Below are 24,076 nucleotides of genomic sequence, written 5' to 3' on the forward strand. Positions count from 1 at the left end.
GGTTCTAAATATCATAAAGATGGAGAACGCAGCTGTTGTTGCATATAGTCATCTAAAAGTCCTAACTTTATTTGGTAAACCGTTTTACCGATTGTATTTGCAGTCCTTTTGAGAAATGCCCAAACTAAAAATGCACAACTAATATGATTACGTTGAATACGCTGTTTCCTGCATTGACAACGTTCTATCCCAGTAAGTTGCTTAATTTCTCTGTGCATGCTCTCAATTACCCATCGAAAGCCACACTCATCTTGTGCAGCTTTAGAAGATTTGTGAGTTTTGTTATTGGTAACAACATACTCAACTCTGTTGGTAGAAACAGTAAATTTAAACAAATTAACATGCTTATTTTTAGCAAAGCCTTTTATATGAATCTCTACTCCATGCCTGATCTCTTCATCTGAAAATGTCAACTCTTTTACAGCTTTATAAGGTCAAAACTTACGCTATGAGTAAAAAAGTGATAAATTATTGTAAAAATAATTAAACATGTCAAAGAGGATAAAGTTGCAAGCAATACCAATTAATAGGACAGATTATTGTCAATTTTTAATAGTTAGCCAAAAGAATTATAGTTTAACCTACTACGCTGAACATGCAAAGAAATGTAGTCATGATGTTATTAATAGATTTTTAAGGAATAAAAAATATACACCTTCTTTGTTATGGGAACACATCAAGAATGATGTTATTTTTTCATCTAATGGATATACAATATTTGATGATACGGTTTTAAATAAAAGGAATACGAAGCAAATAGAAATTGCAAGATCGCAGTACAGTGGAGCTACAGGTAGAGTTACTAAAGGTATAGGAGTAGTGAGTCTGGTATATTATAACCCTGATATTAATAAGTTTTGGGTAATAGATTATCGAATTTTTGCACCTGATCATGATGGAGCAACAAAACTAGAACACCTAATAAAAGTAATCCCCGCCGCAAGCAGCGGGGTATTTTAGAAGAAAGCTAGCTGATGATCCTCATGCAGTTTCTGATATTCCTTGCCTTGGTTTTTTACGTATTTTCCTATCATATTCTCATTTCCATGCTTACCTACCGTACTCGTAAAATATCCATCAGTCCAAAATTCTCCACCCCATAATTGTTTCTTTACCTGTGGACACTGTCTAAATATTTGACGAGCTGTAACACTTTTAATTGTTGTTACTATTTTTGTTACGCTATAGGTTGGTACAGATTGTACCAAAAAATGGACATGATCTTCATCAACCCCTATTTCTAAAAATTTTATTTGATATCTCTTTTCTATCTCTAAACATATTTCTCGTAATACTTGATCAACTGATACGTCAAACACTGCTCGGCGATATTTTGCTGGAAATACCATGTGATACAGCAGTACCGTAACATTATGACTTTTATGTATATATTTGCTCATTCCGCCATATTACGCCGCAAGCGGCGGGGAATATACCCAAAAGAGATTAAACATGTTAAATAATGCTGTTTATAGCAAGAAGATTCCTTTTCAAACAGTACTTTTTGACACATGGTATTCTACACACAAAATTATGCAACATGTTGACTCTCTGGGGAAATATTATTATGCCCCTATTAAAGCCAATAGAAACGTTAGTAAAACACACGATTCTAAACCTTATAAAGCTGTAAAAGAGTTGACATTTTCAGATGAAGAGATCAGGCATGGAGTAGAGATTCATATAAAAGGCTTTGCTAAAAATAAGCATGTTAATTTGTTTAAATTTACTGTTTCTACCAACAGAGTTGAGTATATTGTTACCAATAACAAAACTCAAAAATCTTCTAAAGCTGCACAAGATGAGTGTGGCTTTCGATGGGTAATTGAGAGCATGCACAGAGAAATTAAGCAACTTACTGGGATAGAACGTTGTCAATGCAGGAAACAGCGTATTCAACGTAATCATATTAGTTGGGCATTTTTAGTTTGGGCATTTCTCAAAAGGACTGCAAATACAATCGGTAAAACGGTTTACCAAATAAAGTTAGGGCTTTTAGATGACTATATGCAACAACAGCTGCGTTCTCCATCTTTACGATATTTAGAACCAAACATAGCGTAAGTTTTGACAAAACTTACGCTATGTTATAGCAAATATGCTAAAAACTCTTATTACACAGCAATGTTTTATAGTGAAGCACTTCATAATATCCCTTAATTCATGGGCATTATATTAAACATAGCGTAAGTTTTGTTGATATAATAAAAAATCATATTATAGGTAATAAAGTATTAGATTATGGTTGTGGTGCAGGCAAGTCTACTATTTTTTTGAAGTCTTTAGGATTAGATGTTACCGGAGTCGATATTAATGAAGAGATGATAAAAATAGCAAACTCTAATGACCCTGTAGGAATATATAATATAATAAAAAGCGGTAATATTCCGGCGGAAGAAATACATTTGATTTAGTGTTTTCTAGCTGGGTTATGATGGAGGTAGCAAGCAAAGAGGAGCTAGCAAAGATTGCTAAAGAAATTGCACGAGTTCTAAAAAACGATGGTATCTTTATTATGCTAGTTTGTAATGAGAATACTTATAATAGAGATAGATCTATGTTAGATCAAGCAAACTTTAAAATATTAAATATACATAAGCCTTTAGGGACTGATCAAGACGGATATAATTGGATAAATGAGAAAATAATATCGCCGTTTAGTATATTTATAGCACAGAAAATTTAAGAGGATTATGTTAGATAATGCTAAATTAATAGATCAGAGTTTAATAGGAACGTGTCAGTATTTTGGGTTACAAGAAAAACAAATAGATAAAGCTAAATATTATTTGATTCACACTGGTTGCAATCACCCTTTATGGAATATGGTAGTATTGCCTGAGCAAGTAACAACTGATCAGATGGACCAAATGGAGGAAATATTTAGGAAGCAAAAATTACCTTTTGCTTGGTAGATTGATGAGAAAAACTTATCTTCTGGAATGCTTAAGCATTTTGAAATCGGTAATTATACTAATTTCAGTGATGTATCAGGAATGGTTTGTGAACTTAGAAATTATTACGAGCAGCTAGATAATCAAGACATTAGGGTTATTACTGAAATAAAAGAATTTAAAAAATGGATTCAGGCACTTGCTCAAAGCTTTGGGTTTAGTGATGATGTTTGTGATATATATTTCAATAAATTATTAAAATATATTGGAGATAATAAAATATTTATTCCGCTTGCAGCATATGATAGAGATAAAATTATAGCAACTGACTCAATAATTTTTGCAAATAATATTGCAGGTTTTTATAATGGCTCAACCTTACTGGAATATCGAAGCCGTGGAATCTCAAGCAGTCTATATAAATCTAGGTTTAATATATTAAGAGAAATAGGTGTTGATAAAGCGGTTATACAAACCTCACCTATGGCAAATGGCCTAGCTCAGAAATTAGGTTTCAAGAAATACACTAATTATAAAATATATTGCCAAATCAAAAATTAAAATAAAAATCATGTAATATAACTATTTAGTTAATATTCTTTCATTTAAATTGACAAAATTTATTTATCAGTTAATTTGATAGTTAGGATTAATTAAAAAAACACCTATATGTCTAAGCTTAGAGAACAAATTAGCCTCTCATCTAATGACCCATCAGGAATCGAAGAAATAAAAAAAGTTTTGTCAGAAGATACACACGGAGAATGTTATAAAGAAATTTATTCGGATGACTTTAATTCAATAAATCATGATTTTCAAGATCCTCCTGGCAATAATTGTTTACTTATCGCTATAGCAGCGAACAAGAATAAAATAGCTGAGTTATTAATTGATGACGCACGTAAAAAGCTTGATGATAAAGAATTTCTAGATTTTATTAATTATAGATATAATGACCCGACTAAAAACTCAGTTAGAACAGATTGCTATATAAATACTCCATTAACTTTAGCAGCAAAACATGAACAATATGAATTAGTACAAAAATTATTAAATGAGGGGGCTTGATCCTAATGGTACAGATCAATATGGTTTTACAGCATTAACTGTATTAACAATGCAGCTAGGATTAGTTTCATCACCTAAAAATCAGGAAATAGTAGAAACTATTAAACTACTACAAGATAAAGGAGCTGACCTAAATCAGGTTGATAAATTTAAACATAATGCATCTTACTATTTAGAACATGATTTAAATTCCGGTGAAATACATAGGTTAAGATTTATAACTGGACCAGATAATATACATCGTAAAACTTTTACTCATTCTACTGCGGTAAATGCATTAATGGTACACAAAGCAAACAATATAAAAGAACTTGGTGATACAGTAAATATTTTAGGCAGTGGAGCAACAACAGCAGATGGAGCGATTTATGATTCTTTACGTTGGGGACCAGGTGAATCAACAAAAAAAATAGAAGATTACGCAGATGGACGTAGCCTTATTAAGTTTGATGAGAAAGAAAAGAAATTAAAATATTTAACCCCAAAAGAATTTTTTAAATATCCAAATAAAGATTACAAGAAACAATTTTCCCAAACTGAAGAAGGACAAAATATTAAAAAAGAATAACCGATAATAAAATTAATTGCATCAAACGTTCGTATTGCTCGCACAATTTCACATGCACAAAATATTAAAGCATCTAATCAAAAATCTACGGGTATGAGCAGGTAAAATATTTTGTAGTATCGGACTCGTCATTGCGAGGAAATTACGAAGTAATTGACGAAGCAATCTCAGGAGTTTTATATTGCTTTATGAGATTGCTGCGTCGGTTATTAAAATAACCTCCTTACAATGATGAAATATTTCTAAATAATCACTTTCAGCTTCTCTATTGTCTTAGGGTCTTTAGCGAGTTCTAAAAATATTTTGCGTTCATATTCCATTAATTCTTCTTCATTTATTTCACTATGCTTATCTATAATATTCTGGAACTTACTAAGTACTTTGTTTTGCATATCATCATATTTTGAGTTATCTATTTCTTTCGCTAAATTTATTTTAGGCAAAGTAAGCTTATGAGGAACTGGCACTATTTTCTTAGGTAATTTTAACTCTAGTGCTTCGTCTAAAATATAATGCTTATTCATATTTATAGAGATATTTTCTATACTGTAATCTGCTTTAAAATAATCCGCTGAACTTGATTTATTTTGCTCTAAAATATTTCTGATATTTCTAATTAATTTAGCTTTATCACCTTTGCTTCTTACAAACATTTCGGTAATTCCGCCCCAACCTGGCACTAGACCAACACCAAGCTCCACAAGTCCGGCATTTAAATCTACATTTGCAACAATATGGCTTAAATGCAGCAATATTTCACACCCACCGCCAAGTGCTACACCTTTCGCAGCACTAATAATATGAGCCACAGAATATTTTAAATGTAGCATAGTTTGCTGCCCTACTTTTAGCAAATTCTCTAAATCATGGAAATTTTCATCTTCAATATATGAAAGTAGCATCTTTAAATCTGCTCCAGCTGAGAAATTATTACCTTGCGGGTAGATATATAGATGCTTTCCCTGCTCTTCTGCTTTTGTTGCTGATTCTTGCAGTAAATAGAACACATCATGATTTAGACAATTCATTTTCGTAGTAATAACAAAAACTAGATTTTCTTTATAATTTAACAGCTTTGCCGAATCATTTTCCAAAACTATTTTACTTTCCTTTAAAATATCTTTATGGGCATTAAATTTCTGTTTATCGATTTTTTGATATTCTTTATTTACTAAATATGGTGGAAGCGATATTGAATTTGCATTTTTAACTATTAAATCCCAGCCATTTTTAGCTTGTGAAGTTAGCAATTCGAATGGTCCATATTTCCAGCTATAACCAAGTTTCATAGCCGCATCAATATCATAAATATTATCGGTAACTGATGGCACTAAGCTTGCTAAATAAAGATAAAATTCTGTAATAATCTCATTAAAAAACTTACCATAAACCGAATTACTAGCAAGTAGCTCATCAAGACTATTAAATGAAATATCAGCTTTCTGGGCAGGCTTATATGATAGATCGCCTATATTTATAACTTCCTTAGTTTTTTTGCCATTTACTATTGATAAGCGATAAAAACCGCCTCCACCTTTACGCCCTATTAATTTCTGCTCAATCATCTTATCTAGTGAAGGAATATTTACATATATTTTATGATAGGCATCATCGCTAGGCAGGCTAGCTAGCAGCGAGCTAGAAATTAGCTTCATCACATCATGACCAATTAGGTCATATAGCCCAAAAATTCCAGTACTTGGCAAACCTAAACATGACGTAAAAATTTTATCTATAGTCACAAAATCAAGCTTTTCGGCTATTGCTTTTCTGGCTACTAACTCAAGTAAAAAACACCCTACTCTATTGGCAATAAAGCCAGACGTATCGTTACATTTTACTATAGTCTTACCAAGGGTCTTTATTAAAAACCCTGAAACTCTATCTATTATTTCAGGTTTTACTACTGGGTCGATGATTAACTCAAGAAGCTCCATATATCTTGGCGGATTGAAGAAATGCGTAATGACAAACCGAGATTTAATATCCTCTGGTAAGTTTTCTTTTAGCCTCTTAAGCGGCAGAGTAGAAGTATTAGAGGCTATGATTACATCTTTTTTAAGATAAGGGATAATTTTGTTATATAATTGGTGTTTGATTTCTAGCTTCTCAACAATAACTTCAATTACTAAATCACATTCCTTAATTAGATCTAAATTATGCTCTAAATTACCGATAGTAATTAAATTTACTTTATCAGGAAAAGTTAAAGGAGGTGGTTTTTGTTTATGCAAATTCTCTATAGCAATTTTTAATATTTTATTTGGGTCATCTGAATTTTTATCAGCAATATCAAGCAATACAACTTGATGAGATGAATTAGCAATCAAAGCAGCGATCCCTGACCCCATCACCCCTGAACCGATAACACAAACCTTTTTTATTTCATTTTGCATAAACTACTCCTGTTATTCTAATTTCCTTATATCATTTCCGCTTAGGTAAGGTCTTGTTGTATGAATTCAATGTCATTCTTAGCAACGGTGGGAATCCAGAAAAAAATAAATATAAATACATCAAAACTTAAAAAATAAAGCTCGATTTATCTCGCTTTATTTTAGATTCCCGCCTACGCGGGAATGACATAAGAGCCACGAGATGACAGAGACGAAAGTGGTCTCCACAAGCAAGCCTCTTCACAATGACGTTTTATGTCATCGCCACAGACACTACCTTAACCTCTTTTGCTCCTGCTGCTCGCAATATTTTACTGCATTCATTTATAGTAACACCGTGAAAATTCAAGGACTAAGTAGAACAAAACCTATAAATTTTCTGCCCAAATTTCATTGGGGGTTTTATAACCAAAAATCTTTCTTGGCATGTTATTTAAAATCTCAGCAACATTGTCAAGACCTCTTTGTGTAACGGTAGTAATATCTGTATTTTTAGGTAAAATTCTATGAATCATAGAATTCATTTTTTCCACTAATGCTTTTTGTCTAGGGCGGTATGGATCACAAAAGAAAGTTTGAAACCCAGATAGTCTATAGGCAACATGCCCCACAAACTCTTTGCCATTATCCATAGTAATAGTCTTTCTCACACTATTTGGAAGAGTTTTTATCTTTCTTAAAAAACCATTGGTAACTGTTGTAGCTCTCTTGGAGTTATTCAGCACTAAAATAATCTTTTGACTCTTTTTATCCACCAGTGCACCAATATTCATACTTTGATTACCTTTATGAAATGTAAGATCTGCCTCAAAATTCCCTACTTCTACCTTTTTCGTAGCTATTGCATCACGCTGATGTATTGAGATCCTTTGTGGTATAATGATCCTTTGACGCCTCTTCCCTCTTTCTTGCCTTTTATATCTTTTAGAAGGTAAATAGCTATATAACTTTAATTTAGCTGCTACTGCAGAAGTGTAAACAAATCTATATATACTTTCTGTACTGATACACAAAGCTGTATTTTTGTCTAGTTTTAACTTTCCGGCTATAGCATCCGGCGACCATTTCTTGCGAATCATAGCATTTTTAATATAATCTAACAACATAGGGTTCTTTTCTATTTTTAATAACTCTTGCTGATACATCCTGTTTTCATATTTTTCCTGAGCAACACAAGGCATATACTTATCTTTTACCTTATTTCTTTTTAGCTCCATACTAATAGCGCTTTTAGACCTCGTAAGATGTTGTGCTATCTTATTAATACTGACTCCTAGGTCATACATTCTTTTTATCTCATATCTCTCTTCTCGAGATAAGTGTCTATATTTTCTGTTCATCATTACCTATTTAAAATCTTATTATTTTAAATAGGTTCTGTTCTACTTATAGCATAAGTCATTAAGGTACTGACAGAGCGAGAGTATCATGTTATAGTAAGCAAATATTAACAAGCATGTAAAGAGATATGGCACGAGCATATGCAATAGAACTAAGACTAAGAGTTATAAAAGCTGTAGAAGCAGGGATACGAATAAGTAAGGTAAGTAAATTATTTAATGTAAGTCGTGATACTATATATAAATGGAAAAAATTAAAAGATAAGCAAGGTACTTTAGAAGCAGCAACTGGTTATCAGAAAGGACATAGTCATAAGATAAAAGATTCAGAATCTTTTAAAGAATTTTTTAAAGCTAATATGAATAAAACATCAAAGGAGTTAGCAAAGCAATGGGGTAATATTGCATCTGTAACTATTTTAAGACAAATCAGAAAACTTGGCTATAGCTATAAAAAAACTCATTTTCATCCGAAAAGAGATATTAAATTAAGAAATGAATTTATAGCAAAGATACAAACCATCACAAAAGACAAATTAGTATATCTTGATGAATCTGGAATAGAGGATAATGCTTGCAAAGAGTATGGATGGAGCATTATAGGACAAAGGTGTTATGGAGAAAAGGTGTATCAACATAAATTTAGAATAAGTATGATAGCTGGTCTTTGTAATGGTAATCTTATTGCTCCTGTAATATTTGAAGGTAATTGTAATACAGAGGTCTTTAAAACTTATATTAGAGATGTATTAATTACAGAATTACAACCTGGGCAAACCGTTATTATGGATAACATTAATTTTCATAAAAATTCTAAAGTTAAAGAGTTCATTGAATCCGTTGGTTGTACCATATTGTATTTACCAACTTACTCTCCTGATTTAAATCCTATAGAGCATTACTGGTTTAAGATAAAAAATGAAATTAGGAAAGTTGTAGGAGATTTTGAAACATTTTATGATGCTGTTTTTAATACTATTAAATTGTCAGTATCTTAATGATTTATGCTATACTTATAGTATTTTCAGTCACGATGCAGCAAAAAAAGCTGTAGAGCTTGCAAAGAAAAGAGAAGTTGCTGCCATTATGAAAGGGTCTCTGCATACTGACGAGCTTATGTCAGCAGTAGTTCATAAAGAAAACGGCTTGCGTACCGAACGCCGAATAAGCCATGCTTTCTTAATGGCAGTGGCTACTTTCCCTAAACCTTTTATTATTACCGATGCTGCTATTAATATCCGCCCTACTTTAGAAGATAAGCGTGATATAGTGCAGAATGCTATAGATTTAATGCATATCCTAAAAGAAGATAAGCAGGTTAGAGTTGCAGTATTATCGGCTGTTGAGACTGTTACTTCCGCAATCCCCACTACTCTTGATGCAGCTAGCTTATCTAAGATGGTATATCGTGGACAAATTATCAACGCTATAGTTGATGGTCCTCTTGCTTTTGACAATGCTATATCTTTATTTGCGGCAGAGGCAAAAGGCATTAGCTCATCTGTTTCAGGAAATGCTGATATATTAGTGGTTCCGGATCTTGAGTCGGGTAACATGCTTGCAAAGCAGCTTAAATATTTAGGTCAAGCAGTTATGGCTGGTATCGTACTTGGAGCTAAAGTGCCGATTATTCTAACCAGCAGATCCGACCCTATGGATATGCGTGTGATTTCTTGCGTACTTGCTTCGTTTATTTATAACAAAACTTACGCTATGTTTGATATAATTCCTATAAATTAAAGGATATTATAAAGTGATGCACTGTAAAAACATAGCTTTGTAGTAAGGGTTTTTAGCATATTTGCTATAACATAGCGTAAGTTTTGTATAACAAAACTTACGCTATGTTTGGTTCTAAATATCGTAAAGATGGAGAACGCAGCTGTTGTTGCATATAGTCATCTAAAAGCCCTAACTTTATTTGGTAAACCGTTTTACCGATTGTATTTGCAGTCCTTTTGAGAAATGCCCAAACTAAAAATGCACAACTAATATGATTACGTTGAATACGCTGTTTCCTGCATTGACAACGTTCTATCCCGTAAGTTGCTTAATTTCTCTGTGCATGCTCTCAATTACCCATCGAAAGCCACACTCATCTTGTGCAGCTTTAGAAGATTTGTGAGTTTTGTTATTGGTAACAACATACTCAACTCTGTTGGTAGGAACAGTAAATTTAAACAAATTAACATGCTTATTTTTAGCAAAGCCTTTTATATGAATCTCTACTCCATGCCTGATCTCTTCATCTAAAAATGTCAACTCTTTTACAGCTTTATAAGGTTTAGAATCGTGCGTTTTACTAACGTTTCTATTGGCTTTAATAGGGGCATAATAATATTTCCCCAGAGAGTCAACATGTTGCATAATTTTGTGTGTAGAATACCATGTGTCAAAAAGTACTGTTTGAAAAGGAATCTTCTTGCTATAAACAGCATTATTTAACATGTTTAATAGGTGTTCTAGTTTTGTTGCTCCATCATGATCAGGTGCAAAAATTCGATAATCTATTACCCAAAACTTATTAATATCAGGGTTATAATATACCAGACTCACTACTCCTATACCTTTAGTAACTCTACCTGTAGCTCCACTGTACTGCGATCTTGCAATTTCTATTTGCTTCGTATTCCTTTTATTTAAAACCGTATCATCAAATATTGTATATCCATTAGATGAAAAAATAACATCATTCTTGATGTGTTCCCATAACAAAGAAGGTGTATATTTTTCATTCCTTAAAAATCTATTAATAACATCATGACTACATTTCTTTGCATGTTCAGCGTAGTAGGTTAAACTATAATTCTTTTGGCTAACTATTAAAAATTGACAATAATCTGTCCTATTAATTGGTATTGCTTGCAACTTTATCCTCTTTGACATGTTTAATTATTTTTACAATAATTTATCACTTTTTTACTCATAGCGTAAGTTTTGATGTTAAGGATATAAATTTATGAGTAAGGAAAGTTTGAAGTCGTCTATTAATTCGCCTGAAGGGGTTAATGTACAAAATCCTGAACCTGTACAAGAGCAGGAACAACCAGCACCCTCAAATCCCCAAGAAGAGAAAAAAACAAGGAAAATATTAAAGGATGATCCTAAACTTAAAGGCACAAGAATGGCACGAGCTGGAGCTACCGCTGAGGCAGGATATCATGTAACTGCAGGGGTAGTTAAAGGAGTAGGTAAAATTGCTGCACATGATATTGTCGGCGGTGTTGAGCATATAGTAGAAGGATTAGCTAAAGGCGGATCTAAAGTAGCAACAGCTGTTTCAAAAGCAGCTGATCCACTTGATAAAGCTCGGAAAGGTGGAAAAATTAAGAAAGAAGGACAGCATAGTCCTGGCTTATATGATAAAGCTCTTAATAAAATTAGAACTAGTGTGTCTGGTGGTAATACGATAGCAGATGGTTTAGATAAAACGTATAAGGTAATATCAAGCAAAGGTACTAAAAGAATTCTTAAAGTAGGCGGTGCTATTAGTTTAGTAGTATTAAATCCAACGCTATAGGTGTCGGTATTGCAGCACTTTCTCTAACTGCTGTGGCATATAACGTTACGAAAGAAACACTTGAAGTGCGAGAGGACAAAAAATTAGATAGAGAAAAAACTGCTTTAGAAAGTATTAAAGGAGCTAAAGCACAGCAACTTAATAAGGTATTGGAAGCTAAAGAAAATATAGCTAAAGATGCTCCGAATTTACAAAAGTTTTTAGATACTAAAATACCAGATATTTATAAAAATCCGCCTGAACCTTCACCTGATAAAACTTTTGAAGGTGGGTGGGCTAAACAATTTGTAAAATCAGTGCGTGATACTACTTTAGAAGCGGCATCTTTATTTGCTGATGGAATAGCTACCGGAAGTATAGGTGGTATTGCATTTGCAGCAACAGCAGCTTTTGTTAATATTACGGGTGAAGTGGACTCGAATATAGTACATATGGAGAGGGGAAACGATAAAAAAAATAAAATAAAAAAATAAAAGTAATCCCCGCCGCAAGCAGCGGGGTATTTTAGAAGAAAGCTAGCTGATGATCCTCATGCAGTTTCTGATATTCCTTGCCTTGGTTTTTTACGTATTTTCCTATCATATTCTCATTTCCATGCTTACCTACCGTACTCGTAAAATATCCATCAGTCCAAAATTCTCCACCCCATAATTGTTTCTTTACCTGTGGACACTGTCTAAATATTTGACGAGCTGTAACACTTTTAATTGTTGTTACTATTTTTGTTACGCTATAGGTTGGTACAGATTGTACCAAAAAATGGACATGATCTTCATCAACCCCTATTTCTAAAAATTTTATTTGATATCTCTTTGAAAATTCAAGGACTAAGTAGAACAAAACCTATAAATTTTCTGCCCAAATTTCATTGGGGGTTTTATAACCAAAAATCTTTCTTGGCATGTTATTTAAAATCTCAGCAATATTGTCAAGACCTCTTTGTGTAACGGTTGTAATATCTGTATTTTTAGGTAAAATTCTATGAATCATAGAATTCATTTTCTCCACTAGTGCTTTTTGTCTAGGGCGGTATGGATCACAAAAGAAAGTTTGAAACCCAGATAGTCTATAAGCAAGATGCCCTACAAACTCTTTGCCATTATCCATAGTAATAGTCTTTCTAACACTACTTGGCAGCGTTTTGATCTTTTTTAAAAACCCAGTGGTAACTGTTTTAGCTCTTTTGGAGTTATTCAGCACTAAAATAATCTTTTGACTCTTTTTATCCACCAGCACACCGATATTCATACTTTGATTACCTTTATGAAATGTAAGATCTGCCTCAAAATGCCCTACTTCTAGCTTTTGCATTGCTATTGCATCACGCTGATGTATTGAGATCCTTTGTGGTATAATGATCCTTTGATGCCTTGTCCCCCTTTCTTGCCTTTTATATCTTTTAGACGGTAAATAGCTATATAACTTTAATTTAGCTGCAACTGGAGAAGTGTAGACAAATCTATATATACTTTCTGTACTGATACAACAAGCTGTATTTTTGTCCAGTTTTAACTTTCCGGCTATAGCATCCGGTGACCATTTCTTGTGAATCATAGCATTTTTGATATAATTTAACAAAATAGGTAACTTCTCTATTTTTAATAACTCTTGCTGATGCATCCTTTTTTTATATTGTTCCTGAGCAACACAAGGCATATACTTACCTTTTACTTTATTTCTTTTTAGCTCCATACTAATAGTGCTTTTAGACCTCGTAAGATGTTGTGCTATCTTGTTAATACTGACTCCTAGGTCATACATTCTTTTTATTTCATATCTCTCTTCGCGAGATAAGTGTCTATATTTTCTGTTCATCATTACCTATTTAAAATCTTATTATTTTAAATAAGTTTTGTTCTACTTACTTATAGTATTTTCACTTTTCTATCTCTAAACATATTTCTCGTAATACTTGATCAACTGATACGTCAAACACTGCTCGGCGATATTTTGCTGGAAATACCATGTGATACAGCAGTACCGTAACATTATGACTTTTATGTATATATTTGCTCATTCCGCCATATTACGCCGCAAGCGGCGGGGAATATACCCAAAAGAGATTTAAAATTATCTGCCGGAAATTATGAAAATGAAAAAGAACTGAAAGAATTAGAAAGGCAAGAAAGAATAAATAATCAAACATTGAAAGAATTTTTAGATACGCCTAATCTAGATAAGTTAAACCAGATACAGCTCGAAGCAGCATTTGCTACAAAACAAAAAGAAGTAGGAGCAAGAGATGAGTTTAAAGAACCTCCTGAGAAAACTGGTTTTCAAAAAGTTAAATCGGCAGTAAAAGCTGGAGCTAGTTATTTTGTTGAAGCACAATTTGAGGAAGTAAAGGAGGCATTTAGCAAAGAAAATAAACAAACTCAAACTCCAGTAACGCCAAATGTTGCTAATAAAGTACAGAAGCCTGAAATAAGCAAAGCACAAGAACAAGTTCATAATATGCAAGAGAACCTTACACATGGTAAAATTAGCGGCTATAGTAATAGTATAACACCGCCACAACAAACACAAAATGCTTCTAAGCATCACGAATCTTCAGTGGGGCGTTAATTGTTAGTAAAAGTTTATAATTATTTAATAGATTATATTTTACCACAAAGATGCCTAAGCTGCTTGGAAATATTAAGTAGTAGTGGTGAGTTTTGTGGGGATTGTTGGCAAAAATTGGAGTTTATAGCAAAGCCTTATTGCAATATATACGGTCAAAGATTTAGCGTAAAAATCTTAGATAATGCAGTTTGTGGGTGTTGTTATAGCAAAAAACCTAATTATAATCTTGCTCGTAGTCTATTTAAAGTTTAATGAATATAGCAAAAAAGTAGTTCATCAATTTAAATATCAAGATAAAACGATATTTGCTAAAACTTTCGCAAAGCTTTTATGTAATAGATATTTGGAAGATATAAAAGATGTTGATTTAATCATAGCTGTGCCGATGAATAGGTTTAAAAAGTTATTGCGGATGTATAACCCGCCTCAAATTCTTGCAGAAGAATTAGCAAAAATTATGAATCTTACAGTAAAAGCCGATATATTGATTAAGTCAAAATGGACAAAAGCACAAACTTTTTTATCAAAAAGACAGCGTAAAAACAATATAAGCGGTAGTATCAAATTTAATACAAAATATAATATTTTAGGTAAAAAAATCTTATTAATTGATGATGTAATCACCACCGGTGAAACTATTATGCCTCATATAACCCAATATCTTAAATTCGAAGATAGCAGTGTTAAAATAGCTGGTAGCAACATTGATCATCATTAAAATCTGACATATACCCTTAATACCAAAAATTATATTGAGTTCTACTAATAATTTTATATGTATAGGAATTGACTATATTATGTATAATATGCTAGTATGTTAGAGACATTAAAATTTGTTAGGTAATTTATGGCTTCATTTGATATATCAGATCTAGAATCAAGATTAAGAAAATTACAAGATAGAGATAATATTCCCTCGTTAGAAGAATTAGAATCAAGACTTGCTAAGTTGCAAGATAAGCCTTATGTTCCATCCAAAAAACCTAGCAGTGAAGCAGAAAAATTAATAGAGCAAATAGAGTCTGAAATTAAATTAGAGAATAAGAGTAAAGAGCTTAAAGATAGACCTAATCAAGAATTGCATGATAGGCTGAAAAGATTAAAAGAATATAGACCTAAGAAGCCCATAGTAAAGAACCCAAAAAATTTGACTTTTCAGCAGACTAAGTCAATTATTGCTGATAGTTTAGATAGGCAAGCTAAGATAGCTAGTAGAGCAGCTAAACAAATAAATGAAGAGGAACCAAAGATACCTTTAATGAATTTTACTACTAAACTATATGATATGAGAGATATAATAGCAAATACTCCTGATATATCTAAAGAACAAGAACCAAAACTATTAGACATTGTAGCTAATACCTTAAGTAAAATTTATGATGGAATAAAGAAAATAACAACACCTGCTATTAATACTCTTAATAAAGATAGGTAGTATTTTCACTGATTCTATCAAATCGCTTTCTAAAAAATCTTCTGATAAGCAAATGGCAGAATCTAAAGCAACCTTAAAAGAACTATATAAATCATATGTTGATTTAAAAGGAGTTGATGAAAAGGTAAAAAAAGAATTTCTTAAAAATCATTATAATCAAATTGATCAGCTACAAACTCCACAACAAATCTTCTTAGAAACTGCTAAAGTTACTAAATCAATAGCAACTGCCGGAGCAAAAAAAATACAACAGCATAGCCAAGCTCTCAATAGACTTGGCAATTTGCAACCGTCTAACACCCCTAATAATAGAACAAAAACATCAAAGAATAGACAAAGGTAATCGAGCAATTTTATTGCAAAATTCTTGATTAATAATTAGTACTGGACAATTAAAGAGAACACGTCATGGGTTATGCAGTTGAAGGGAGCTTGGCAATCCAGAAAAAATAATAAAAAATGCTATAAATTAGCATTTTTTAGCTGGACCTAGTCCCCAAGTCACGGGGTGGTGTTGTTAATAGTACCGGACAGTTATTAAAAAAATGTTATCTTTTATTCAGATGTAGGTGACCTTATATGTCATTCCCGTGGAAGCATTGTTATGTGGATCATTTTTTCCGTCATTATGAGGAATTTACAAAGTAAAGAAGTATAAAAAATGCTAACTTATAGCATTTTTTATATTTTTTTTGGATTGCCAAGCTCCTTACAGTCGCTCGCAATGACGGAAAAACTGATCCATGCAGCGGAAATAACGAATAAGATTAAACAGCCTCAGCTACTTTAGCTTTAGGTGTTTTAGCAATATGCATGTGTCTTTCTTTAATTCTCGCTGATTTACCACTTCTCTCTCTTAAATAGTAAAGTTTAGCACGACGAACTACACCATATTTTACTACATCAATAGCATGTACTACCGGTGAATAAGTCATGAAGCGTCTCTCAACACCCTCACCATGGCTAATTTTACGTACTAAAAACGAAGAGGTAATGCCACAATTTCTTTTAGCAATAACCACACCCTCATAAGCTTGGAATCTTTCAGTCAGCTTTTCTTTACCATCTTTCTCAACTGATCTATCAACTATTTTTACGGTAACTTTAACTGTATCACCAGCTTTAAAATCAGGAATTTTTTTATTTTCAATAAGCTTTGAAATATTTTCCTGTTCAAAGCGGTCAATAATATTCATTTGTTAACTCCTTTCCTTGTCTCTTAAATCTTTTAATAATTCCGGACGACGTAATTTTGTAATCATAAGCGACTGCTCTTTTTTCCATTTATTAATCAATTTATGATTACCGGATAATAAAACACTCGGCACTTTTCGGTTACGCCAAACTTCAGGTCTTGTATATAAGCCGCATTCAAGCCCTCCCTCAAACTCCCCGTTTTTCTCAAAAGACTCAGAAGAAAGGGTATTCTGGTTCATTAAAACACCAGGTAGTAACCTAATTAAGCAATCAAGAATGGTGAGAGTGGGTATTTCCCCGCCGGATAAAATGTAGTCGCCTACACTAATTTCGGTTATATTATACTCTTCAATTACACGTTCGTCAATCCCTTCGTAACGTCCACACAAGAATATAATATTTGTATCCTGTAACATCTTTTTAGCAAAGCCTTGTGTAAAGACTTTACCACGAGGTGAGGGGTAGTAAATTTTAGCTTTTGGATTTAAAGATAAGGCGTGATCTATTGCATTACCCAGCACGTCAGGACGCATTATCAGCCCATCACCGCCGCCATAAGCTTCATCATCAACATTTTTATGCTTAGTTAAGCCGAAATCACGGATATTGATAACATCATACGACCAAATATTTTTTTGCAGAGCTTGCCCAGCCAAAGAATGCCCTAAAGTACCAGGAAACATTTCAGGAAAAACAGTTAAGATAGTAGCATGAAGTAGGGACATTTAATTAGGAAAATTATTATCAAACTCTTCTTTTCTTGATTTAATCAAAGAGTCAACTAATGATATATTATTTTTATTTTTAGATTTTACCAATGCTTGAAATTCTTTAATTTTATTTTTTAAAGGAATAAGCTTTAATTCCTTATCAAAAACTAACATCAGTTGATCCCCTGAAGAAATATGCAATTGATTGCGAATTTTTGTTGGAATATTTATTCTGCCATTTTCAGAAATAGTAACTCCACACCCCAAAAGCATATTTGAAAAATATTAAATTTAGTTATTTAATATAATAATAAAAAACTGTCATTAAAATTACAATAACAAAATAATTTTAGCTATAAATATGATTTATCAGCTAGAATTATGCAAAGGAGTTATATTTTATCCACGATAATCATCTCTTCTTTGCTTTTGAGCAGCTGCTGTTTTTCCACTAACAAAATCTTTATGGGCTTGCTGATTTTTTGCATAAGCTTGATCGCTTTGATGCTTATTAAAATCATCTTTTTTGGTAGCTTGTGTATATCGATCTTTTATTTTATTTAAACGTCTCATCGCATCTTTGTCTAGTTTAACACCAGTTTCTTTTGCCTTTGCTTCAATTTTTTAATGCTTCAAAACTTACGCTATGTTTGATATAATGCCCATGAATTAAGGGATATTATGAAGTGCTTCACTATAAAACATTGCTGTGTAATAAGAGTTTTTAGCATATTTGCTATAACATAGCGTAAGTTTTGTCTTATTATTTTAAATAGGTTCTGTTCTACTTACTTATAGTATTTTCAACCTATTATAAATTTTATCTTTTATTTTCTTATCTTTAACTTCAAAAACGGAAATTTTTAAACTAGACGAACTGGCATTAGCTATTAAAATAACATCTTTCATTATTTGCTACCTTTTTTGTACAGCATATTTCAGAAAGGTTCAGACAAGATGAATTTAAAGGCGAGCCTGCGGAGCGTATATTAAATACATGAGCAAAAGGCAAGTCCTACAAAATTCACTTGTATCAACCTTTTTGAACATGCTGTACATGTAATTTTGCTTTAGAATGGTTATCAACACTTACGCTATGAGTAAAAAAGTGATAAATTATTGTAAAAATAATTAAACATGTCAAAGAGGATAAAGTTGCAAGCAATACCAATTAATAGGACAGATTATTGTCAATTTTTAATAGTTAGCCAAAAGAATTATAGTTTAACCTACTACGCTGAACATGCAAAGAAATGTAGTCATGATGTTATTAATAGATTTTTAAGGAATGAAAAATATACACCTTCTTTGTTATGGGAACACATCAAGAATGATGTTATTTTTTCATCTAATGGATATACAATATTTGATGATACGGTTTTAAATAAAAGGAATACGAAGCAAATAGAAATTGCAAGATCGCAGTACAGTGGAGCTACAGGTAGAGTTACTAAAGGTATAGGAGTAGTGAGTCTGGTATATTATAACCCTTATATTAATAACAAAACTTACGCTATGTTTGATATAATGCCCATGAATTAAGGGATATTATGAAGTGCTTCACTATAAAACATTGCTGTGTAATAAGAGTTTTTAGCATATTTGCTATAACATAGCGTAAGTTTTGATAAGTTTTGGGTAATAGATTATCGAATTTTTGCACCTGATCATGATGGAGCAACAAAACTAGAACACCTATTAAACATGTTAAATAATGCTGTTTATAGCAAGAAGATTCCTTTTCAAACAGTACTTTTTGACACATGGTATTCTACACATAAAATTATGCAACATGTTGACTCTCTGGGGAAATATTATTATGCCCCTATTAAAGCCAATAGAAACGTTAGTAAAACACACGATTCTAAACCTTATAAAGCTGTAAAAGAGTTGACATTTTCAGATGAAGAGATCAGGCATGGAGTAGAGATTCATATAAAAGGCTTTGCTAAAAATAAGCATGTTAATTTGTTTAAATTTACTGTTTCTACCAACAGAGTTGAGTATGTTGTTACCAATAACAAAACTCACAAATCTTCTAAAGCTGCACAAGATGAGTGTGGCTTTCGATGGGTAATTGAGAGCATGCACAGAGAAATTAAGCAACTTACTGGGATAGAACGTTGTCAATGCAGGAAACAGCGTATTCAACGTAATCATATTAGTTGGGCATTTTTAGTTTGGGCATTTCTCAAAAGGACTGCAAATACAATCGGTAAAACGGTTTACCAAATAAAGTTAGGGCTTTTAGATGAATATATGCAACAACAGCTGCGTTCTCCATCTTTACGATATTTAGAACCAAACATAGCGTAAGTTTTGACATTAAGAATTGAAACAACAAAAAAATAAATTAAAAAATATACATATAATAAATGAAAAGTTGGGTATACGAAGATCAACTTGGAAAAGAGCAAGGAGTCTAAAGCCCTCGGAGCGGAGCGTACAAATAGTACGTGAGTACCACAGATCTTATAAAAGACGACGTAGCCAATTTTTGAAGTTCTATCTTAGTATACTCTACCTTTTACCCATTGCGTAGCTAGTAATCAGATTTTTAATAGTCTTAAAGTTATTTATCATTTTAAACCCTATTTGTCTTAAATGCCTTAAACTTTTTGAATGATTTGAGAAAATATTATTAAGCTCATCAGTTAGCTTATACATAATAAAATTATCTGCTTGCCTTGATTTTTGGTATTCTGATAGCGGTAAATTATTATTTATCACATTAATTAGGGCTTCCATATCTTTTATACCTTGATTAAGCCCTTGACCGGCCAATGGATGCACAATATGAGCACTATCGGCAATAAGTACCATTTTATTATGAAAATATCTATTTGCTATACGAGCTTTTAGCGGAAAACCTCTTACTTCACTATCGATAGTAATTTTTCCAAGCGAATTACCAGCATTTCTTTGCGTTAAAAATCTAACCTCTTCAATAGGCAGCTGGATAATTAAAGCAGCTTGGTCAGAAGAAGTTGACCATATTACAGAAGAACTATATTGATCTTTCATCGGCAATAATGCAAAAGGTCCTAAAGGCAGAAAATGCTCCATAGCACAATTCTCATGTGGTTTTTCATGCTTAATATTAAATACTAAAGCTGTTTGATATGGCTTTTCTATTTCATTTGCAAAATAATGTGACCTAACCTTTGAATTTGTACCATCACATATAATTAGTAAATTACATTTAATTTGGTTGTTGTCATTAAACTTAATAATAGAATGTTCATCATGGCTTATAATCTCTTGATATTCTTTATTATCAATTAATGTTATCAGCGGATTATCAATTACTTTTGATAATAATATTTTCTTAAAATCGTTATTCTGAACTACATACCCTAAAGAACTATAATTTTTTAGTTCCAATATTTCAGGAGCTTTATTATCAACTACATAAACATCTTTCATGGTACTCGCAAATTCTTCAAGTTTCTTCCATATATCAATGGAAGATAAAAAATCTTTGGAAGCTGGTGTCAAAGCAGTTGTTCTAATATCATTAAAAAAGCTAGGGCTTTTAACAGATTTACTTTCAAATATGGTAGTTTCTATACCCCTTTTAGCAAAAGCAAGAGCGGTTAGCATACCACTCAAAGCGCATCCCAAAATAACTTTATCAATCTTCTTTGTTTTTATCTGATTCATATATAAAATATTTTAAATAACCATTTGTAGCTATAAAGCTCAATAAAAAATAAATAATTGCTATATCTAAATATGAGCTATTGCCTAAATAAAATCCTAAGCAGCAAATAAATAAACTCACTACACTAGTTAAACTGTTTAGGATTAATAGCTTAGTGAAAATATCTGTTTTTCTAATAAATAGATAGGTTATTAAAGAAATAAATAAAGAAAGGATAATTAGAAAGATATTAATCATAATTCATTTACTTTGTATTTAAAAGGTTTGTTGATTATATGTTATTTTGTTGCGTGAATAAGCACCACCATATAGTATTTTTAATTGTTTTTCTGGATCCCGTGGCGGGGGCCACGGGATGACATCGTACTATAATATAATCCACTATAATATTACAAACTGCAAATAAATTTAATTTAAAATACTTAAATAATTTTAATATACGTAACTGTTTCACTTAATATTAATAAACTTTTTTAAAATTATTGCTAATGTTATTCAAAAATATTAGTTGAATTTCTTATAATCATAAATATTTTTTAAACTATATGTAGTAAAAATAAATTATTATAGAACTATCAGTAAAATTATTGATAAATTATTACTTAATTTAAATAAGTGATAGGTTAAATTTTTAACTAAAACTTGATATATTAATAAATTATTAATATAATTAGAGTTCATTAACTTAATTAAATATTATGCCTAAAACTATAAATGATTTTAATAGATACTTACCAGTAATACATTTTTCTCAGACAGAGTTAGAAGAAAGATTATGTAATGCTGTTAAATATAACGATAAAAAAACAGCTGAGATAGCTATTTCTGAATTAAATAGGAGTGATAATTTTATTAGTGATCTTCGTATCAGCAAAGGTAATTTCAGTCATGATATTTATATAGGAGATAGTTTGCCATTAGTAGCAGTAAAAAATAATAATCTTGACATGCTTAAAATGTTATTATCATGTGGATTTGAGCCAAATACTCCAGCTGGTACAAATTGTTATACTCCTTTATGGTATGCAGCATATAAAGGATATACTAATTTTGTAAGAACGCTTCTTGAATATCCAATAAATAATATAAACGAAATTTTTGGTAAACAAACGCCTTTAAAAAGGGCATTAATATATAAACATAAAGAAATAGCAAAGCTTTTAATAGACAAAATTAACCCTGAAAAATTTTCGTTTAACGGAGTGGAGGATATAGCTCTATTGGCTCACGATCAATTTATGTTTATTATCAATGAAATATCTACTGATAAAAAAATATCATTGTTTAAATTATGTTCTAAAAATATTAAAGAATATAAACATATTATACTTCTCGGACAAGGCGAAACAGGAATAAATAATTTACACATAAATAATAAATATATGCTAGATTATTTAGACAATAATCACGATGATTCTACGACTATAATTGGCTCTGACTATAATTGGCTCTATAGATTAAAATAAAAATCAGTAATGTTTTAGATATATGGCAGAAGATTATTATAAACTTTTGCTGTATACTAAAATATTTAATATAAGCACTCTCCTACACCTTTCTCAAGTTTTATCTTATAGTAATAACTTAATTAGACTTATTTAAGACTCTCTTTAAACCTAATTATAATTTGTTTTTATTTTTATAATTGCGTTATTTTTTAGCAAAAATTAATAAGATTTTTGCAGCAATAGTTGTTCCTATTTCAAACTTTATAAAATTCATAAGCAGCATAAAAATTTAAAGTATGGGAACAAATTTTGTAATAGAACTTTTAGAGGTTCGACAATAGACAAAAAAAGAGAGTTTTTAAATTTTATCTTCTCGAACCTAAGCTTGAAAGACGGAAAAGTGCTTTACTCTCTGGCTTTTCCGTTTGATAAACTGCAAGAAATTTCTAGTTGTCGCATGTGGCGAGAGTGACGGGACTTGAACCCGCGACCTTCTGCGTGACAGGCAGACGCTCTAACCAACTGAGCTACACCCCCCTTTAAGGGATAACAAATTATATATAACAATTCTTTCAATCGTGCAAGGATAAAATAGCTTATTTTCATTTTTTTGTAGCATGTGAAATAATAAAAGTAATCCCCGCCGCAAGCAGCGGGGTATTTTAGAAGAAAGCTAGCTGATGATCCTCATGCAGTTTCTGATATTCCTTGCCTTGGTTTTTTACGTATTTTCCTATCATATTCTCATTTCCATGCTTACCTACCGTACTCGTAAAATATCCATCAGTCCAAAATTCTCCACCCCATAATTGTTTCTTTACCTGTGGACACTGTCTAAATATTTGACGAGCTGTAACACTTTTAATTGTTGTTACTATTTTTGTTACGCTATAGGTTGGTACAGATTGTACCAAAAAATGGACATGATCTTCATCAACCCCTATTTCTAAAAATTTTATTTGATATCTCTTTTCTATCTCTAAACATATTTCTCGTAATACTTGATCAACTGATACGTCAAACACTGCTCGGCGATATTTTGCTGGAAATACCATGTGATACAGCAGTACCGTAACATTATGACTTTTATGTATATATTTGCTCATTCCGCCATATTACGCCGCAAGCGGCGGGGAATATACCCAAAAGAGATTTAAATAGCTTACAAAATACTAAAAGCCCTTAAAATAAGGCAGAGAGTGATGGGACTCGAACCCACGACTTTCTGCATGACAGGCAAACGCTCTAACCAACTGAGCTATATGCGTCAG

30 protein-coding genes, 2 tRNA genes and 5 pseudogenes are annotated in these 24,076 nt (G+C 31.8%); 20 read left to right on the top strand and 17 right to left on the bottom strand.

Features of this window, described 5'->3' with window-relative positions:
- Window positions 1-11: 11 nt before the first annotated feature.
- Window positions 12-413 (bottom strand): transposase, encoded by a 402-nt coding sequence (locus AAGD55_RS07310; RefSeq protein ID WP_341790986.1) that lies wholly within the window; start codon window positions 411-413, stop codon window positions 12-14.
- 76 nt (window positions 414-489) lie between these two features.
- On the opposite strand from AAGD55_RS07310, the gene AAGD55_RS07315 reads away from it, so the two are divergent.
- Window positions 490-960 (top strand): hypothetical protein, encoded by a 471-nt coding sequence (locus AAGD55_RS07315; protein ID WP_341790987.1) that lies wholly within the window; start codon window positions 490-492, stop codon window positions 958-960.
- On the opposite strand, the gene tnpA (AAGD55_RS07320) is transcribed toward AAGD55_RS07315, so the two are convergent.
- A complete protein-coding gene (gene tnpA / locus AAGD55_RS07320) occupies window positions 957-1,400 on the bottom strand; it encodes an IS200/IS605 family transposase (protein ID WP_341790826.1) in 444 nt (147 codons plus the stop codon). The two genes, AAGD55_RS07315 and tnpA (AAGD55_RS07320), sit on opposite strands and share 4 nt — an antisense overlap.
- Between tnpA (AAGD55_RS07320) and AAGD55_RS07325 the strand changes: the two genes are divergently transcribed.
- From AAGD55_RS07325 to AAGD55_RS07355, 7 genes are all read left to right on the top strand, one after another.
- Window positions 1,393-2,064 carry a transposase gene (locus AAGD55_RS07325; protein ID WP_341790988.1) on the top strand — a complete coding sequence of 224 codons (672 nt, stop codon included), beginning with the start codon at window positions 1,393-1,395 and terminating at the stop codon, window positions 2,062-2,064. The genes tnpA (AAGD55_RS07320) and AAGD55_RS07325 overlap by 8 nt on opposite strands.
- 209 nt (window positions 2,065-2,273) lie before the next feature.
- A complete protein-coding gene (locus AAGD55_RS07330; RefSeq protein ID WP_341790989.1) occupies window positions 2,274-2,414 on the top strand; it encodes a hypothetical protein in 141 nt (46 codons plus the stop codon).
- 17 nt (window positions 2,415-2,431) lie between these two features.
- Entirely contained in the window at window positions 2,432-2,686 is a 255-nt protein-coding gene (locus AAGD55_RS07335; protein ID WP_341790990.1) for a hypothetical protein, read from the top strand.
- A 7-nt stretch (window positions 2,687-2,693) separates the two neighbouring features.
- On the top strand, window positions 2,694-2,915 hold the full coding sequence (locus tag AAGD55_RS07340) for a hypothetical protein (protein WP_341790991.1): 222 nt from the start codon (window positions 2,694-2,696) through the stop codon (window positions 2,913-2,915).
- A 27-nt stretch (window positions 2,916-2,942) separates the two neighbouring features.
- Window positions 2,943-3,455 carry an acetyltransferase gene (locus tag AAGD55_RS07345; protein ID WP_341790992.1) on the top strand — a complete coding sequence of 171 codons (513 nt, stop codon included), beginning with the start codon at window positions 2,943-2,945 and terminating at the stop codon, window positions 3,453-3,455.
- A 108-nt stretch (window positions 3,456-3,563) separates the two neighbouring features.
- Window positions 3,564-3,962: an ankyrin repeat domain-containing protein gene (locus AAGD55_RS07350; RefSeq protein WP_341790993.1), complete on the top strand. Its 399-nt coding sequence runs from the start codon at window positions 3,564-3,566 to the stop codon at window positions 3,960-3,962.
- On the top strand, window positions 3,949-4,530 hold the full coding sequence (locus AAGD55_RS07355) for a hypothetical protein (RefSeq protein ID WP_341790994.1): 582 nt from the start codon (window positions 3,949-3,951) through the stop codon (window positions 4,528-4,530). Before AAGD55_RS07350 ends, AAGD55_RS07355 begins: the two co-directional genes overlap by 14 nt.
- A 242-nt stretch (window positions 4,531-4,772) precedes the next feature.
- On the opposite strand, the gene AAGD55_RS07360 is transcribed toward AAGD55_RS07355, so the two are convergent.
- Together AAGD55_RS07360 and AAGD55_RS07365 are read right to left on the bottom strand one after the other, a co-directional pair.
- Window positions 4,773-6,926, bottom strand: a complete 2,154-nt coding sequence (locus AAGD55_RS07360) for a 3-hydroxyacyl-CoA dehydrogenase/enoyl-CoA hydratase family protein (protein WP_341790995.1) — start codon at window positions 6,924-6,926, stop codon at window positions 4,773-4,775.
- 368 nt (window positions 6,927-7,294) lie between these two features.
- On the bottom strand, window positions 7,295-8,269 hold the full coding sequence (locus tag AAGD55_RS07365) for an IS30 family transposase (protein ID WP_341790996.1): 975 nt from the start codon (window positions 8,267-8,269) through the stop codon (window positions 7,295-7,297).
- Window positions 8,270-8,394: 125 nt separating this feature from the next.
- Here AAGD55_RS07365 and AAGD55_RS07370 point away from each other — a divergent pair, with 125 nt between their 5' ends.
- Together AAGD55_RS07370 and AAGD55_RS07375 are read left to right on the top strand one after the other, a co-directional pair.
- Window positions 8,395-9,264, top strand: coding sequence for an IS630 family transposase (locus AAGD55_RS07370; protein WP_341790833.1), 870 nt, complete (start codon window positions 8,395-8,397; stop codon window positions 9,262-9,264).
- A 28-nt stretch (window positions 9,265-9,292) separates the two neighbouring features.
- A pseudogene (locus tag AAGD55_RS07375) lies at window positions 9,293-10,006 on the top strand (bifunctional enoyl-CoA hydratase/phosphate acetyltransferase); the annotation flags it as partial.
- A 294-nt stretch (window positions 10,007-10,300) separates the two neighbouring features.
- Here AAGD55_RS07375 and AAGD55_RS07380 read toward each other — a convergent pair.
- The gene (locus tag AAGD55_RS07380; RefSeq protein ID WP_341790997.1) at window positions 10,301-11,152 is read right to left on the bottom strand and encodes a transposase; all 852 of its coding nucleotides are present in this window, start codon (window positions 11,150-11,152) and stop codon (window positions 10,301-10,303) included.
- Between the two features lie 88 nt (window positions 11,153-11,240).
- On the opposite strand from AAGD55_RS07380, the gene AAGD55_RS07385 reads away from it, so the two are divergent.
- Entirely contained in the window at window positions 11,241-11,786 is a 546-nt protein-coding gene (locus AAGD55_RS07385) for a hypothetical protein (RefSeq protein ID WP_341790998.1), read from the top strand.
- A 32-nt stretch (window positions 11,787-11,818) separates the two neighbouring features.
- Window positions 11,819-12,259 carry a hypothetical protein gene (locus AAGD55_RS07390; protein ID WP_341790999.1) on the top strand — a complete coding sequence of 147 codons (441 nt, stop codon included), beginning with the start codon at window positions 11,819-11,821 and terminating at the stop codon, window positions 12,257-12,259.
- A gap of 31 nt (window positions 12,260-12,290) precedes the next feature.
- On the opposite strand, the pseudogene tnpA (AAGD55_RS07395) reads toward AAGD55_RS07390, so the two are convergent.
- From tnpA (AAGD55_RS07395) to AAGD55_RS07405, 3 genes and pseudogenes are all read right to left on the bottom strand, one after another.
- Window positions 12,291-12,599: pseudogene (gene tnpA, locus AAGD55_RS07395) on the bottom strand (IS200/IS605 family transposase); the annotation flags it as partial.
- A gap of 30 nt (window positions 12,600-12,629) precedes the next feature.
- On the bottom strand, window positions 12,630-13,604 hold the full coding sequence (locus AAGD55_RS07400) for an IS30 family transposase (RefSeq protein ID WP_341791000.1): 975 nt from the start codon (window positions 13,602-13,604) through the stop codon (window positions 12,630-12,632).
- 61 nt (window positions 13,605-13,665) lie between these two features.
- A pseudogene (locus AAGD55_RS07405) lies at window positions 13,666-13,803 on the bottom strand (transposase); the annotation flags it as partial.
- A gap of 128 nt (window positions 13,804-13,931) precedes the next feature.
- Between AAGD55_RS07405 and AAGD55_RS07410 the strand changes: the two are divergent.
- The 4 genes and pseudogenes from AAGD55_RS07410 to AAGD55_RS07425 all read left to right on the top strand — a co-directional run bounded on the left by AAGD55_RS07410 (window position 13,932) and on the right by AAGD55_RS07425 (window position 16,129).
- Window positions 13,932-14,351, top strand: coding sequence for a hypothetical protein (locus tag AAGD55_RS07410; protein ID WP_341791001.1), 420 nt, complete (start codon window positions 13,932-13,934; stop codon window positions 14,349-14,351).
- 63 nt (window positions 14,352-14,414) lie between these two features.
- Window positions 14,415-14,603: a double zinc ribbon domain-containing protein gene (locus AAGD55_RS07415; protein ID WP_341792551.1), complete on the top strand. Its 189-nt coding sequence runs from the start codon at window positions 14,415-14,417 to the stop codon at window positions 14,601-14,603.
- 160 nt (window positions 14,604-14,763) lie between these two features.
- Window positions 14,764-15,069 (top strand): ComF family protein, encoded by a 306-nt coding sequence (locus tag AAGD55_RS12410; protein ID WP_410526130.1) that lies wholly within the window; start codon window positions 14,764-14,766, stop codon window positions 15,067-15,069.
- A gap of 129 nt (window positions 15,070-15,198) precedes the next feature.
- Window positions 15,199-16,129: pseudogene (locus AAGD55_RS07425) on the top strand (hypothetical protein).
- A gap of 424 nt (window positions 16,130-16,553) precedes the next feature.
- Here the strand turns inward: AAGD55_RS07425 and rplS are convergent.
- From rplS to AAGD55_RS07445, 4 genes are all read right to left on the bottom strand, one after another.
- The gene (gene rplS, locus AAGD55_RS07430; RefSeq protein ID WP_341791002.1) at window positions 16,554-16,982 is read right to left on the bottom strand and encodes a 50S ribosomal protein L19; all 429 of its coding nucleotides are present in this window, start codon (window positions 16,980-16,982) and stop codon (window positions 16,554-16,556) included.
- Between the two features lie 3 nt (window positions 16,983-16,985).
- A complete protein-coding gene (gene trmD / locus AAGD55_RS07435; RefSeq protein ID WP_341791003.1) occupies window positions 16,986-17,708 on the bottom strand; it encodes a tRNA (guanosine(37)-N1)-methyltransferase TrmD in 723 nt (240 codons plus the stop codon).
- Window positions 17,709-17,966, bottom strand: a complete 258-nt coding sequence (locus AAGD55_RS07440; RefSeq protein WP_341791004.1) for an AbrB/MazE/SpoVT family DNA-binding domain-containing protein — start codon at window positions 17,964-17,966, stop codon at window positions 17,709-17,711.
- 126 nt (window positions 17,967-18,092) lie between these two features.
- Entirely contained in the window at window positions 18,093-18,266 is a 174-nt protein-coding gene (locus tag AAGD55_RS07445; RefSeq protein ID WP_341791005.1) for a hypothetical protein, read from the bottom strand.
- Window positions 18,267-18,610: 344 nt separating this feature from the next.
- Between AAGD55_RS07445 and AAGD55_RS12415 the strand changes: the two are divergent.
- From AAGD55_RS12415 to AAGD55_RS07460, 3 genes and pseudogenes are all read left to right on the top strand, one after another.
- Window positions 18,611-18,741, top strand: a pseudogene (locus AAGD55_RS12415) (palindromic element RPE3 domain-containing protein); the annotation flags it as partial.
- 89 nt (window positions 18,742-18,830) lie between these two features.
- Window positions 18,831-19,235: a hypothetical protein gene (locus AAGD55_RS07455; protein ID WP_341791006.1), complete on the top strand. Its 405-nt coding sequence runs from the start codon at window positions 18,831-18,833 to the stop codon at window positions 19,233-19,235.
- Between the two features lie 162 nt (window positions 19,236-19,397).
- Window positions 19,398-20,009, top strand: a complete 612-nt coding sequence (locus AAGD55_RS07460) for a transposase (protein WP_341791007.1) — start codon at window positions 19,398-19,400, stop codon at window positions 20,007-20,009.
- Window positions 20,010-20,213: 204 nt separating this feature from the next.
- Here AAGD55_RS07460 and ubiH read toward each other — a convergent pair whose 3' ends face one another.
- Window positions 20,214-21,356, bottom strand: a complete 1,143-nt coding sequence (gene ubiH, locus AAGD55_RS07465) for a 2-octaprenyl-6-methoxyphenyl hydroxylase (RefSeq protein ID WP_341791008.1) — start codon at window positions 21,354-21,356, stop codon at window positions 20,214-20,216.
- Entirely contained in the window at window positions 21,328-21,594 is a 267-nt protein-coding gene (locus AAGD55_RS07470) for a monovalent cation/H+ antiporter complex subunit F (RefSeq protein WP_341791009.1), read from the bottom strand. Before AAGD55_RS07470 ends, ubiH begins: the two co-directional genes overlap by 29 nt.
- 461 nt (window positions 21,595-22,055) lie before the next feature.
- Between AAGD55_RS07470 and AAGD55_RS07475 the strand changes: the two genes are divergently transcribed.
- Window positions 22,056-22,823, top strand: a complete 768-nt coding sequence (locus AAGD55_RS07475) for an ankyrin repeat domain-containing protein (RefSeq protein ID WP_341791010.1) — start codon at window positions 22,056-22,058, stop codon at window positions 22,821-22,823.
- Window positions 22,824-23,265: 442 nt separating this feature from the next.
- Here the strand turns inward: AAGD55_RS07475 and AAGD55_RS07480 are convergent.
- The 3 genes from AAGD55_RS07480 to AAGD55_RS07490 all read right to left on the bottom strand — a co-directional run bounded on the left by AAGD55_RS07480 (window position 23,266) and on the right by AAGD55_RS07490 (window position 24,071).
- A tRNA-Asp gene (locus AAGD55_RS07480) sits at window positions 23,266-23,342 on the bottom strand.
- Window positions 23,343-23,467: 125 nt separating this feature from the next.
- Window positions 23,468-23,911, bottom strand: coding sequence for an IS200/IS605 family transposase (gene tnpA, locus AAGD55_RS07485; protein WP_341790826.1), 444 nt, complete (start codon window positions 23,909-23,911; stop codon window positions 23,468-23,470).
- Window positions 23,912-23,996: 85 nt separating this feature from the next.
- Window positions 23,997-24,071 (bottom strand) — tRNA-Asp (locus AAGD55_RS07490).
- Window positions 24,072-24,076: the final 5 nt, after the last annotated feature.

This window comes from Rickettsia endosymbiont of Gonocerus acuteangulatus (assembly GCF_964026435.1).
Classification (GTDB): domain Bacteria; phylum Pseudomonadota; class Alphaproteobacteria; order Rickettsiales; family Rickettsiaceae; genus Rickettsia.

Excerpts from the sequence above, each read along its gene's own strand:
- rplS (WP_341791002.1), bottom strand. The coding sequence starts at position 16,982 with ATGAATATTATTGACCGCTTTGAACAGGAAAATATTTCAAAGCTTATT.
- AAGD55_RS07445 (WP_341791005.1), bottom strand. The coding sequence starts at position 18,266 with ATGAGACGTTTAAATAAAATAAAAGATCGATATACACAAGCTACCAAA.
- AAGD55_RS07365 (WP_341790996.1), bottom strand. The coding sequence starts at position 8,269 with ATGATGAACAGAAAATATAGACACTTATCTCGAGAAGAGAGATATGAG.
- AAGD55_RS12410 (WP_410526130.1), top strand. The coding sequence starts at position 14,764 with ATGTATAACCCGCCTCAAATTCTTGCAGAAGAATTAGCAAAAATTATG.
- tnpA (WP_341790826.1), bottom strand. The coding sequence starts at position 23,911 with ATGAGCAAATATATACATAAAAGTCATAATGTTACGGTACTGCTGTAT.
- AAGD55_RS07470 (WP_341791009.1), bottom strand. The coding sequence starts at position 21,594 with ATGATTAATATCTTTCTAATTATCCTTTCTTTATTTATTTCTTTAATA.
- trmD (WP_341791003.1), bottom strand. The coding sequence starts at position 17,708 with ATGTCCCTACTTCATGCTACTATCTTAACTGTTTTTCCTGAAATGTTT.
- AAGD55_RS07350 (WP_341790993.1), top strand. The coding sequence starts at position 3,564 with ATGTCTAAGCTTAGAGAACAAATTAGCCTCTCATCTAATGACCCATCA.
- AAGD55_RS07335 (WP_341790990.1), top strand. The coding sequence starts at position 2,432 with ATGATGGAGGTAGCAAGCAAAGAGGAGCTAGCAAAGATTGCTAAAGAA.
- AAGD55_RS07460 (WP_341791007.1), top strand. The coding sequence starts at position 19,398 with ATGTTAAATAATGCTGTTTATAGCAAGAAGATTCCTTTTCAAACAGTA.
- ubiH (WP_341791008.1), bottom strand. The coding sequence starts at position 21,356 with ATGAATCAGATAAAAACAAAGAAGATTGATAAAGTTATTTTGGGATGC.
- tnpA (WP_341790826.1), bottom strand. The coding sequence starts at position 1,400 with ATGAGCAAATATATACATAAAAGTCATAATGTTACGGTACTGCTGTAT.
- AAGD55_RS07400 (WP_341791000.1), bottom strand. The coding sequence starts at position 13,604 with ATGATGAACAGAAAATATAGACACTTATCTCGCGAAGAGAGATATGAA.
- AAGD55_RS07315 (WP_341790987.1), top strand. The coding sequence starts at position 490 with ATGTCAAAGAGGATAAAGTTGCAAGCAATACCAATTAATAGGACAGAT.
- AAGD55_RS07345 (WP_341790992.1), top strand. The coding sequence starts at position 2,943 with ATGCTTAAGCATTTTGAAATCGGTAATTATACTAATTTCAGTGATGTA.
- AAGD55_RS07370 (WP_341790833.1), top strand. The coding sequence starts at position 8,395 with ATGGCACGAGCATATGCAATAGAACTAAGACTAAGAGTTATAAAAGCT.
- AAGD55_RS07440 (WP_341791004.1), bottom strand. The coding sequence starts at position 17,966 with ATGCTTTTGGGGTGTGGAGTTACTATTTCTGAAAATGGCAGAATAAAT.
- AAGD55_RS07355 (WP_341790994.1), top strand. The coding sequence starts at position 3,949 with ATGAGGGGGCTTGATCCTAATGGTACAGATCAATATGGTTTTACAGCA.
- AAGD55_RS07380 (WP_341790997.1), bottom strand. The coding sequence starts at position 11,152 with ATGTCAAAGAGGATAAAGTTGCAAGCAATACCAATTAATAGGACAGAT.
- AAGD55_RS07340 (WP_341790991.1), top strand. The coding sequence starts at position 2,694 with ATGTTAGATAATGCTAAATTAATAGATCAGAGTTTAATAGGAACGTGT.
- AAGD55_RS07455 (WP_341791006.1), top strand. The coding sequence starts at position 18,831 with ATGTCAAAGAGGATAAAGTTGCAAGCAATACCAATTAATAGGACAGAT.
- AAGD55_RS07360 (WP_341790995.1), bottom strand. The coding sequence starts at position 6,926 with ATGCAAAATGAAATAAAAAAGGTTTGTGTTATCGGTTCAGGGGTGATG.
- AAGD55_RS07475 (WP_341791010.1), top strand. The coding sequence starts at position 22,056 with ATGCCTAAAACTATAAATGATTTTAATAGATACTTACCAGTAATACAT.